Origin of the sequence: Polynucleobacter sp. MWH-Berg-3C6, assembly GCF_018881855.1 — a bacterium.
In the GTDB taxonomy this organism is placed as follows: Bacteria; Pseudomonadota; Gammaproteobacteria; order Burkholderiales; family Burkholderiaceae; genus Polynucleobacter.
Genome location: NZ_JACVPN010000002.1, coordinates 214441 through 225427 on the forward strand (window position 1 = coordinate 214441; position 10987 = coordinate 225427).

7 protein-coding genes are annotated in these 10987 nt (G+C 45.8%); 6 read left to right on the forward strand and 1 reads right to left on the reverse strand.

Annotated elements, in window-relative coordinates:
* Nucleotides 1–71: 71 nt before the first annotated feature.
* The 4 genes from ICN13_RS06075 to ICN13_RS06090 are packed head-to-tail and all read left to right on the forward strand — an operon-like array spanning nucleotide 72 to nucleotide 7701.
* Nucleotides 72–4208: a YhdP family protein gene (locus ICN13_RS06075; protein WP_216139504.1), complete on the forward strand. Its 4137-nt coding sequence runs from the start codon at nucleotides 72–74 to the stop codon at nucleotides 4206–4208.
* Entirely contained in the window at nucleotides 4205–5035 is an 831-nt protein-coding gene (locus ICN13_RS06080; protein ID WP_216139505.1) for a carbon-nitrogen hydrolase family protein, read from the forward strand. Before ICN13_RS06075 ends, ICN13_RS06080 begins: the two co-directional genes overlap by 4 nt.
* Nucleotides 5036–5055: 20 nt before the next feature.
* Nucleotides 5056–6546 (forward strand): metalloprotease TldD, encoded by a 1491-nt coding sequence (gene tldD, locus ICN13_RS06085; RefSeq protein ID WP_255534062.1) that lies wholly within the window; start codon nucleotides 5056–5058, stop codon nucleotides 6544–6546.
* A gap of 30 nt (nucleotides 6547–6576) precedes the next feature.
* Nucleotides 6577–7701, forward strand: a complete 1125-nt coding sequence (locus ICN13_RS06090; protein ID WP_216139506.1) for a 3-deoxy-7-phosphoheptulonate synthase — start codon at nucleotides 6577–6579, stop codon at nucleotides 7699–7701.
* Between the two features lie 38 nt (nucleotides 7702–7739).
* Here the strand turns inward: ICN13_RS06090 and ICN13_RS06095 are convergent, their stop codons facing one another.
* Nucleotides 7740–8309, reverse strand: coding sequence for a cob(I)yrinic acid a,c-diamide adenosyltransferase (locus ICN13_RS06095; protein WP_216139507.1), 570 nt, complete (start codon nucleotides 8307–8309; stop codon nucleotides 7740–7742).
* A 27-nt stretch (nucleotides 8310–8336) separates the two neighbouring features.
* On the opposite strand from ICN13_RS06095, the gene ICN13_RS06100 reads away from it, so the two are divergent.
* Nucleotides 8337–9842 (forward strand): FAD-linked oxidase C-terminal domain-containing protein, encoded by a 1506-nt coding sequence (locus ICN13_RS06100; RefSeq protein WP_370622966.1) that lies wholly within the window; start codon nucleotides 8337–8339, stop codon nucleotides 9840–9842.
* Nucleotides 9842–10984: a glycolate oxidase subunit GlcE gene (glcE, locus tag ICN13_RS06105; RefSeq protein WP_216139508.1), complete on the forward strand. Its 1143-nt coding sequence runs from the start codon at nucleotides 9842–9844 to the stop codon at nucleotides 10982–10984. The genes ICN13_RS06100 and glcE overlap by 1 nt, the downstream gene beginning before the upstream one ends.
* Nucleotides 10985–10987 lie beyond the last annotated feature (3 nt).

Genomic DNA, 10987 nt, shown 5'->3' on the forward strand with positions numbered 1-10987 from the left:
TCTTAATCCGTACCTCAAATCTCATGCCAGAAGCTTGGCGACCGACTCAAGGCTGACGGATAATAGGGGTCATGCTGCAAAAGATCATTCCGCCTAGAGTCAAGAGCTTGCTCGCAAAACGTCCTAAAAGTTTTGATGGCCCTTGGCGTAAGCGCGCCCTCATTCTTTGCAGCCTTGTTTTAGCCTTATTTGTGATTGGCCACTTAGGTATTCGTTTCATTGTTTGGCCTCAAATCGAAAAATCTAAAGCGTCCGTAGAGCGACTCATCAGCGCGCGTATTGGTGTTGATGTCGCCATGGATGATTTAAGAGTTTCTTGGACTGGTATCAGACCCGAGTTTGAGGTCGATGGCCTACGCTTTAATGGTCCTGACAAATCAAAGCCCTTATTACAAATCACAAAAATTCGCGGTGAGCTCAGTTGGAATTCTTTCTATCATCTAGCTCCCTATTTTCATGAGCTCTACTTTGAAGGCGCCCAAATTTATGCTGAGCGCGATAAAAAAGGACTGATTAATATTGCCGGCATTCCCGCTCATGGGAATTCAAATGATTACGGGTTCGAAAATTGGCTCTTCTCCCAAGATGAGATTGAAGTAAACAATGTCGAAATATTTTGGACTGATCAACTAGATAAAAAATCAAGCACCTCAGTTCAAATTCAAAACCTAGGACTCAGCAATGGCATACGTAGACATAAAGCCTCACTGCGAACAACAACTCCGTGGGCTAATGGCCCCATACAAATTGAGGCGAACTTCGTTCACCACTTTGGCGGTCAAGCCGGCAAATGGCGTGACTGGATTGGCAATATTTCTTGGGATGTGGCTGATCTCAATCTCAGCCAAATTATAAAAGAATTTTCTCTTCCGCTTAATACCCTGGAGGGAAAGATTAGTTCTAAGGGAAAATTAAAAATTGATAATGGCCAACCCGATGGTGGGGTAGCCTATGTTGCCGCAGATAATCTTGTCATTCAGCTGGCTAAAGATGAAGATGCCATTGCCTTAGGTAGATTGGAAACTAATCTCACTCAAGAAAATGATGGCGGCTTAATTTCTGTCACGACCAAAACATTTGCTTGGCGAGATATCGATAGCCGAAAAACTGCGCCGTTAGAAAATTTAAGTCCCATGACTTTTGCCTGGAGACCTCCAGGTCCTGATGGTGAAATTAAAGAATTCAGATTTTCTTCCCCCAAAATTTTGGTTGAAGATGTGGCCGTATTCGCGCTGAACTTGCCACTATCTAAAAAAGTGCATCAATGGATTAAGGCTTCTCGAGCAGACGGTGAATTACTGGATCTCGACATCCGCTGGTCTGAAAGCAAATCCCCTCTCTCAGCATTGAATATTCCTGGTGGCTGGTTTAAATCAAATAAGCTCGACTTCTCCATTAGTGCCAAGCTCGTTAATTTGAGCTTTGTTGGCATTAGCAAGTCTATGCCGTCTGTCTCAAACTTATCTGGCTTCATTAGCAGCGATCAAAGCCAAGGAAGCTTTTCTATTAATTCAAGTGATCTCGAGATTGATATCAATGATTTATTAGTTGATCCCAAAATTCAATTAGATCGCGCCAATGGACAAGTGAGCTGGTCAAAGAAAAAGGGGAATTGGGTTGTTAATGCACAAAAGCTTGCTTTAAGTAATTCAGAAATAGATACAACGCTCAATCTCAATTACGTGATTGGCGGCCCCAAGAAGCCAGACTTCATGACTCTGGATATGGATTTTGCAAGGGCCGACCTAGCTACTGCATACCGCTATCTACCCCTTGGCATGGGCAAAGAGGCCAGACAGTACCTGAGTAAAGCTTTTACTGCAGGCACTATACAAAAAGGTAGCCTTCATATAAAAGGTGACCCCAATGGCGTTCCTTTCCCCAACAGTAGTGATGGTGAATTCACTCTCAATCTACCAATCGTAGGGGCTACGTTTCACCCGGTCCCATTGTTGCCAAGCAATGTAGGAGTTTGGTCTGCATTTAGCAAAGTCAATGGTGGACTTGCAATGCAAAACGCCAACTTTACAGTTGATATTTCTCGAGCCAATTTTAAGGATGTACAGCTTAATCAATTTCATGCAGAAATTCCGAATGTCAGCGCAAAGCAGTTAGTCCTCTCCGTGAATGGCAATGCGAAAGGCGATGCTCCACAGATGCTAGAGTATTTATTCGCCTCGCCGTTTGCCAAAAAACAAATCAATCTAGAAAAGAATTTGCGAGTAAGTGGGCCAATTAATCTTGACCTAGGACTAAAAATTCCTCTCTCGACTAACGATGACACTGGCGTTGATATCAAACTGGATCTAACTGGCAACAAAGCGCAGTGGGCCAATTTACCGCCACTGGAGAATCTCAAGGGAAAAATTCGGATTACTGAGGTTAATCCTGAATTTGAAGATGTCACAGCAACCTTCTTGGGTGGCTCTTTAAAAATTAGCAGCTCTACATCAACCCCAGGCAAGCAAAACTTTAATATTGCGGGCGATATTACTGCGAACTTTATTAAAGACTATCTTGCAAATACAGTGAAAACTGAGTCCTCGCCAATTCTCGAGGGAATGAGCGGCTCCGCCAAATACGAAGGCACTCTCAGCTTTAATAAAACTGGTAGCGAAACTAATCTCAAATTTGATTTGCGCAATTGGGCAAGCGCTGCTCCAATACCAGCAAAGAAGGTGATGGGTGCGCCCATGACTGGTCAAGTGAATCTCAAAACCCTTTCCAGCAATCAAATCGGGGCAAATCGCTTTAACTGGACCGGCAAACTAGGGGACTTATACACAATACAAGGGGACATAACTAACAATGACGAGTTGCGCTATGCCCTGGGCATAGGGGCGCCGGCTAATCTATCCCAAGCTGGGTTCCAACTTAATTTGGCTAGCAATGAGCTCGATGTAGATGCTTGGTTAGATTTTTTCGGGAAACAAAAACAAAAAAGTAATACCACTGAAGCAGCTAGCTCTGAAACAAATAATATTTATGTAACCGCGCAGGTGAAAAAGCTCATTTTGTTTGATCGCATCTGGCAAGATCTGAATTTATCTGCAAACAATAAAACGAGTGCTTGGCAGATGCGCTTCAACTCACCCCAGATTGCAGGCCAACTCCAGTATCAAGAACCCAATAAGGCAAATCCTAGCGGCTTAGTTAGCGGCAATTTAAGTCGACTCAAGGTTCCAGATGAATTCACCCCGGTGATAGAAGCAAGCAAGACCACACAGAAAAATAATGTGGTTGTGAAGAACAAGCTATCACCTAGCTCGATTCCAAGTCTCGATGTGACTATCGATGATTTAAATTGGTCAAAAGCCCATCTTGGGCAAACTAAACTCAAAACGAAGACCACTAGCAATCTACTGACGATTGAGTCTATTCAATTTAATAATCCGCAGAGCAACTCAACTACTACTGGCCAATGGATTGGCGCTACAGCAAACCAATCTGAACATAGCAATATCAATATAGATCTAGATGTAAAAGATGCTGGCCGCATTATTGCCAATTGGAGTACACAAAAATCCGTTGAAGGTGGTCAGGGCACACTGACTGCCAATGCAGAGTGGGATGGATCACCGTTTAGCCCCAAATATGAAACCCTTGCCGGTAAGGTCACTCTCAACCTAGAAAAAGGACGTTTACTAGAAGTGAATACTAGCGGCGCTCAAATTCTGGACGTACTGAGCCTGCAAAGTCTATTCAGATTTGCCACCTTAGATCTTCAAGGTAGCCTTGGTAATATTGTTAGCAAGGGAACGCCCTTCAACAGCATCAATGCAAGCTTTGATATTAATAATGGGTTGGCCCAAACCAAGCAATTCACCATGAGCCTAGATCAGGCTAGAGTCGCAATGGCAGGGCAAATCAATATTCCCAAACAAACCCAAGATCTGCGCGTCACTATTTTCCCAACCATTGACGCCACTGCCGGCTCCTTAGCTGCTTTTGCTATCAATCCGATTGTTGGATTGGGTGCACTCGTTGGACAGTACCTCATTACCAATCAGATTAATCGAAATCTACAATCTGATTATTTAATTCAAGGTTCTTGGGATAAGCCGGAAGTTATTCCGCTAGATCAAAAAGGTCAGCCGATTGATGGTAAAACTTTAGATACGATACGTAGCAAAGACTTGCTAAAAGAACAAAGTAAACCTGGCACTACCAATACACCAACCCCAAAATCGCAAACTCAGGCTTTATGAGCAAATTCAACACTGCAGAACTCCAGATTGCTGCAATTCAAATGGTGTCTAGCGCGTCACTCCAAGAAAACCTAGAGACGGCTGGTAGGCTGATCAAAGCAGCGGCGCAGGATGGCTCCCAGCTTGTCGTTCTACCGGAGTACTTTTGCATCATGGGGCTGAAAGACACCGATAAGGTTGGCATCAGAGAAACCTTTGGCAGTGGACCAATTCAAGTAGAGCTTGCAGAGCTTGCTAAGGCCAATGGTATTTATTTAATTGCGGGGACCATTCCCCTTGAGGCAAAAGATCCCAATAAGGTATTAAATACAACACTCGTCTTTGGGCCAGATGGGCAGAGGGTAGCGCGGTATGACAAGATTCATTTATTTGGCTTTCAGACCAATACAGAGCGCTACCAAGAATCTGAAACGATTGAAGCAGGTGAGATACCCGGCATTGTCAAAATTACAGCCAACAATACTGAATGGATTTTTGGTCTAAGTATTTGCTATGACTTGCGCTTTCCAGAGTTGTATCGCGCACTAGGACAAGTAGACTGTCACATCATTCCTGCTGCTTTTACTTATACAACCGGCAAAGACCATTGGGAAATTCTCTTACGAGCTCGCGCTATTGAAAACCAATGCTATGTCTTAGCTTCAGCGCAAGGCGGAACGCACCAAAACCAAAGGCGCACTTGGGGCAACACCATGCTGATCGACCCATGGGGTAGCGTCCTAAGCACCCTTGCTGAAGGAGAGGGCTTTATTTCAGGGGTTTTAAGCAAAGATAAATTAAACGAGGTACGCTCTAAGTTACCCGCGCTTGCGCACCGTAAGCTTTAAAGAAAGATTTGCTGAATCACATGAATGCACCTGAAGCACTATTTCCCGCCAATTGGACCAAAGCCAAAAAGCAGGCAGACCTTCTTAAATTAGCGAAGTCCATTCTGCTTGAACCAACTGGACTTTCAGAGCAAGATCTTCATAAGACGTTTGGCAGCATGTTCGCCCACCGTCTTGATGATGCTGATTTGTACTTCCAACATACCCGTAGTGAAAGCTGGAGTCTCGAGGAAGGGATTGTGAAATCTGGCAGCTTCAATATCGATCAAGGTGTCGGAGTACGTGCTATTTATGGCGACAAAACTGCCTTTGCTTACTCCGACGAAATTAATTTAGAGGCCCTGACTAAGGCTGCTAAAGCCACCCGCGTGATTGGCCCACAAGGCGGCAAACAGGCTGTTGCTAGCAAGCTATTCAACCCAATCTCGAATAAGCTGTATTCCGATATGAATCCCTTGGACTCATTACAGCCTAAAGAAAAAATTGCCCTCTTAGAAAGTATTGAACGTCGTGCAAAAGCCCGCGATCCTCGCATTATTCAAGTGATGGCAAGCCTTGCTGGTGAATTTGATGTTATTCTGGTAGTCCGTGCAGATGGCTTACTTGCTGCAGACGTAAGACCGCTAGTGCGCGTTTCAGTTCATGTGATTGCCGAACAAAATGGTCGTCGTGAATCTGGATCTTCAGGCGGTGGTGCACGTCATGACTATCATTATTTTGATGCCGCCCTCATCAATCAATATGTAGATGAAGCAGTTGATGGCGCCCTAGTCAATCTGGAATCTCGTCCTGCACCTGCAGGTCCAATGACGGTTGTCATGGGCCCAGGTTGGCCAGGCGTTCTTTTACACGAAGCAGTAGGTCATGGTCTTGAGGGTGACTTCAATCGCAAGGGCTCCTCCGCGTTTGCTGGTCGTATCGGGCAACGTGTAGCGGCTAAGGGTGTCACAGTGGTTGACGATGGCACTCTATCTGGCCGCAGAGGATCATTGAATATTGATGATGAAGGCACCCCTACTCAATGCACAACCTTAATTGAAGATGGAATTTTGAAGGGCTATATTCAGGACAGCTTGAATGCGCGACTGATGAAAATGCCTTTGACAGGTAACGGCCGCCGCGAAAGTTTTGCATCCCTACCAATGCCACGTATGACGAATACTTACATGCTGGCCGGCAAGGATGATCCCCAAGAAATTGTGGCCAGTATTAAACGTGGCCTATATGCCGTGAATTTTGGTGGCGGCCAAGTTGACATTACTAGCGGTAAATTTGTGTTCTCGGCGTCTGAAGCGTATTGGGTTGAAAACGGCAAAATTCAATACCCAGTCAAAGGCGCCACCATTATTGGTAACGGTCCAGAGTCCCTGAAACAGGTCTCTATGATTGGTAACGACCTCAAATTAGACAGTGGCATCGGGGTTTGCGGCAAGGAAGGACAAAGCGTTCCGGTCGGCGTTGGACAGCCAACTTTACGTATTGATAGCCTAACTGTCGGTGGCACCGCCTGAAATTCCTGAATTACGGCTTAAAATAGCCGTATGAGCCAACAAAATACGAATCCCGCCAATTGGTACTCTGCCGTTGATAAAACGTCAGATACTGACGATCAACGCATTGACAAGATTTCTGTTCTGCCTCCACCAGAACATTTGATTCGCTTCTTTCCAATTTCAGGAACACCTACTGAAGCGTTGATCAGCAAAACTCGCAAGCAGATCCGCGACATCATTCATGGCAAAGATGATCGTTTACTCGTCATCATTGGACCTTGCTCGATTCACGATCCACGCGCGGCACTCGAATATTGTCAGCGCCTTTTATCTGAACGCGAACGCTTTGCCGGCGAATTAGAAATTGTGATGCGCGTCTATTTCGAAAAACCACGCACCACGGTTGGCTGGAAAGGTCTGATTAACGACCCTTACTTAGATGAAAGCTATCGCATTGAAGAGGGTCTTCGTCTTGCACGTCAAGTCCTTATGGAAATCAATCGACTGGGTATGCCAGCAGGTAGCGAATTCTTGGATGTAATTTCCCCGCAATATATTGCTGACCTCATCTCATGGGGTGCGATTGGCGCGCGTACTACCGAAAGCCAAGTTCATCGCGAACTTGCCTCTGGTTTATCTGCACCGATCGGCTTTAAGAATGGCACTGATGGCAATATCAAAATTGCTACCGATGCCATTCAAGCGGCAGGCCGTCCACACCACTTCTTATCCGTTCACAAGAATGGTCAAGTATCTGTTGTAGAAACCAAGGGTAACAAAGACTGTCACGTTATTTTGCGTGGTGGTAAAGAGCCTAACTACGAAGCCCAACACGTACAAGCTGCTTGCGCTGAGCTAGCAGCTGCGAAGCTTCCAGCCAGTTTGATGATTGACTTATCTCATGCCAACTCAAGCAAGAAACATGAGCGTCAAATTGTTGTTGCGGACGATATTGCTAAGCAAATTGAATCTGGATCACATGAGATTTTTGGTGTGATGGTAGAAAGCCACTTGAACGACGGTGCGCAGAAATTTACACCCGGTAAAGATGACCCGAGCAAGCTGGAATACGGTAAGAGTATTACCGATGCCTGTATTAATTGGGATGATTCGGTAAAAGTGTTAGAGCGTTTAGCTAGCGCAGTAAAGAAACGCCGCAGCAAGAAAAAATAATACGCGCAGTAACGAAGGCAATACTAAAAGAGGCTAATTTATTTAGTCTCTTTTTTTTCGTGCTTCCAAAGCACATCCGTACCGCCAGCTGCGCGATTCAGAATGCGTGAAAGTACAAACAATAAATCAGACAAACGATTGACATATTGGCGAGGAGCATCATACAAAGGCTCTTCCCAACCTAAACGCACAATTGAACGCTCAGCTCTTCTGCACACGGTTCGGCACACATGCGCTTGCGCCGCAGCACGAGTACCACCAGGAAGAATAAATTCGGTCAAAGGGGGTAATTGTTTGTTGTACTTTTCTAACCAAATATCTAACTGAGCCACATGGTCGGGATTGAGAAGCTTGTAATTTGGAATGCAGAGCTCGCCACCCAGATCAAATAAATCATGCTGAACCTGCATGAAAAGCGCCTTTATCTCAGGAGCGATGCTCTCTGGGATCTCCTCAGTCATCAAAACACCGATTTCTGAGTTCAGTTCGTCGACGTCGCCCATAGCGCAAATCCGCAAATGATCCTTCTCAACGCGACTTCCATCGCCCAATCCGGTCATTCCAGCATCACCCGTTCTGGTGGCGATTTTTGATAGTCGATTTCCCATGAGCTTAATTATAGGTAAATGGCTAAAATGATTCCTATGAATATGGTGACCCCGCCCCCCGATATAGCCGCTATCAGCGCACTACAGTCAAAACTGGTTTCGGCCTTGCGCCCGATTCTGCCGGAACATGCCCTACTTTGGGAGCCTGAAGACACCATTCCCTATGAATGTGATGGTTTGGCTGCGTATAAACGCATGCCACTGGCAGTCGCTCTGCCAGAAACAGAGGAGCAAGCGGCCAAAATCCTCAAAATCTGCTTTGAGATGCAAATCCCAGTGGTTCCAAGAGGATCAGGCACAGGCTTATCAGGTGGGGCAATGCCCATCTCCCAAGGCTTAGTGCTCTCCCTTGCAAAGCTGAAGAAAATTCTCAGCATTGACCCATTTACTCGCACCGCGGTAGTTCAACCTGGCGTGCGCAATCTGGCTATTTCAGAAGCCGTTGCTCACCTAGGTCTCTACTATGCGCCTGATCCCTCATCTCAGATTGCCTGCTCTATTGGCGGCAACGTGAATGAAAACTCTGGCGGGGTGCACTGCCTTAAATACGGCCTCACCTTACATAATGTCCTACGCGTACGCGGGATTTTGATGAATGGTGAGATTGTTGAGTTTGGCAGCTTAGCGCCAGATTCTCCTGGTTTAGATTTACTCGCTATTGTTCTGGGTAGCGAAGGCATGCTCGCAGTTGTCACCGAAGTGACAGTGAAATTGGTTGCCAAACCAAAACTGGCACGCGTCATCATGGCCAGTTTTGACGATATTGAAAAGGGTGGCAACGCTGTTGCTGCCATCATTGCTGCTGGCATTATTCCCGCTGGTTTAGAAATGATGGATCAGGCTACCACCAGAGCTGTAGAGGAATTTGTCAATGCAGGCTACGACCTAGAAGCGGCAGCCATTTTGCTCTGCGAATCTGATGGCACTCCAGAAGAAGTTGCCGAAGAAATTGAGCGCATGACTAAAGTGCTTGAACAATCCGGAGCTAGTGGCATTCGGATTTCTAAAGATGAGACTGAACGCTTGAAGTTTTGGAGCGGTCGAAAAAATGCCTTCCCAGCCGCAGGACGAATTGCTGCTGATTACTACTGTATGGATGGAACCATTCCACGCAGACATATTGCAACCTTGCTAAAACGTATTCAAGGTATGGAAAAAAAATATGGCTTAGGCTGCTTAAATGTTTTCCATGCTGGTGATGGCAATATGCATCCATTGATTTTGTTTAATGGTGCAGATGAGGAAGAATGGCATCGCGCCGAAGAATTTGGCACTGATATTCTGGAAGCCTGTGTTGAGCTTGGCGGCACGATTACTGGCGAACATGGAGTTGGTCTTGAAAAGATTAACTCCATGTGTGTTCAGTTTGGCGAGGGCGAACGCGAGTCTTTCTGGGGCGTGAAGAGCGCTTTTGATCCGGAAAAGCTTCTCAATCCTGATAAAGGTATTCCAACACTGAGTCGCTGTGCTGAATATGGTCGCATGCGCATTAGTGGAGGCAAATTACCTCATCCGGAATTGGAGCGCTTTTAATGAAAGCTACTAATTCCATCATTGAGGCATTTCGGGAGCAGGTCCTCAATGCAGCAAGCAATAAAACACAGCTCTCCATTCAAGGTGGCGGCACCAAGTCTTGGTATGGCAACCCTAATAATCACGCAAAGCTCAACACTCGAACTTACTCTGGAATCCTGGAATATCAGCCAGAAGAATTAGTGATTACGGCTTGCGCAGGTACGCCCTTGAAAGAAATTGAAGCTGCACTGCAAGCAAAAAATCAGATGCTAGCGTTTGAACCGCCCCATTTTGGTGAGCACGCCACTTTTGGTGGTGCCATTGCATCCGGCTTAGCGGGTCCAAATCGTATTAGCGTTGGCAACTTGCGAGATTTTATTTTAGGTGCGCGCATTCTGGATGGTAAAGGCCAAGATTTATCTTTTGGCGGACAAGTAATGAAAAACGTCGCAGGCTATGATATTTCACGCTTGATGCCAGGCTCTATGGGCACGCTATCACTTTTACTAGAAGCATCTGTGAAGGTATTGCCTAAACCAGCTGCGACCGCAACACTACGTTGCCATATCTCCCAAGAAAAGGCATTACGTAATTTGAATGAGTGGGCCGGTCAACCATTGCCAATGTCAGCAAGCTGTTGGATTGGGAATGCTGCTGGCGAAGGCCAATTAACGATTCGTTTAGCAGGCGCTGTAGCAGCAATCAAGGCCGCTATTCCATTAATGAGCTCGTTGGTAAATGCAAGTGAAGTAGATCCTCAATCTGCTGAAGCGTTTTGGCATGATTTACGCGAACATAAGTTATCGGCATTTGAAAATCTCGCCGCCAATCAAACTCTGTATCGCCTAGCGCTGCCTGCAGCCTGTGGGCCACTCACCATTCCTGGTGCAAGCAATGAAATTGTTTTGGAATGGCACGGTCAACAACGTTGGATTAAAGCCTCTGGTGATGAAGCTACATTTAAGCTAATCAAACAATTAGTCTCAAGTCATGGTGGGCATGTCACTCGCTTCAAACAAGGCGTAAGCGTCAACCCTGAATTGCAACGCTTTACTTTACTGAGCGAACAAGCGCACTCCAAAGCACTCGAGCTTGTTCAAGAGCGTCTGAGATCTGCATTCGATCCTGCTGGCGTATTTGCAACTAAACGTCTTCCATAAGTA

Bases quoted from the DNA above. Each gene is read 5' to 3' on its own strand.
- ICN13_RS06080 (WP_216139505.1), top strand. From the start codon at position 4,205: ATGAGCAAATTCAACACTGCAGAACTCCAGATTGCTGCAATTCAAATG.
- ICN13_RS06100 (WP_370622966.1), top strand. From the start codon at position 8,337: ATGATTCCTATGAATATGGTGACCCCGCCCCCCGATATAGCCGCTATC.
- ICN13_RS06090 (WP_216139506.1), top strand. From the start codon at position 6,577: ATGAGCCAACAAAATACGAATCCCGCCAATTGGTACTCTGCCGTTGAT.
- tldD (WP_255534062.1), top strand. From the start codon at position 5,056: ATGAATGCACCTGAAGCACTATTTCCCGCCAATTGGACCAAAGCCAAA.
- ICN13_RS06095 (WP_216139507.1), bottom strand. From the start codon at position 8,309: ATGGGAAATCGACTATCAAAAATCGCCACCAGAACGGGTGATGCTGGA.
- ICN13_RS06075 (WP_216139504.1), top strand. From the start codon at position 72: ATGCTGCAAAAGATCATTCCGCCTAGAGTCAAGAGCTTGCTCGCAAAA.
- glcE (WP_216139508.1), top strand. From the start codon at position 9,842: ATGAAAGCTACTAATTCCATCATTGAGGCATTTCGGGAGCAGGTCCTC.